Source organism: Synechococcus sp. OH2 (assembly GCF_047462155.1).
GTDB lineage: Bacteria > Cyanobacteriota > Cyanobacteriia > Thermostichales > Thermostichaceae > Thermostichus.
This window is the reverse complement of the sequence record NZ_JANSIR010000010.1, coordinates 63669-63999: the sequence shown is the minus strand read 5'-3', so window position 1 is coordinate 63999 and position 331 is coordinate 63669. Positions and strand designations below refer to the sequence as shown.

The following is a 331-nucleotide window of genomic DNA, read 5'->3' as shown; positions in this document are numbered from 1 at the left end:
CTTTGCAGCCCAGATCGCCGAGATCCGAGCCGAGCAGCAGCGGGCCGCTGAGCGTTTCTCCGCCGAGATCGCCGAGATCCGGGCCGAGCGGCAACAAGCTGCCGAACGCTTTGAGGCCCAGATGACGGAAATGCGACAGGCCTTTGCAGCCCAGATCGCCGAGATCCGAGCCGAGCAGCAGCGGGCCGCTGAGCGTTTCTCCGCCGAGATCGCCGAGATCCGGGCCGAACAGCAGCGGGCCGCCGAGCGCTTTGAGGCCCAGATGGCTGCAATGCGAGCCGAGCGGCAGGCCATCGAAGCCCAGCTCCAGACCGAAATCCAGGAGATCCGG

Annotated in this window: 1 protein-coding gene; it reads right to left on the bottom strand. The window is 67.1% G+C overall.

Annotated features, from left to right (window positions below):
- A partial coding sequence (locus NW835_RS01055) for a hypothetical protein (protein WP_414414291.1) occupies positions 1-331 on the bottom strand: 331 nt, incomplete at both ends.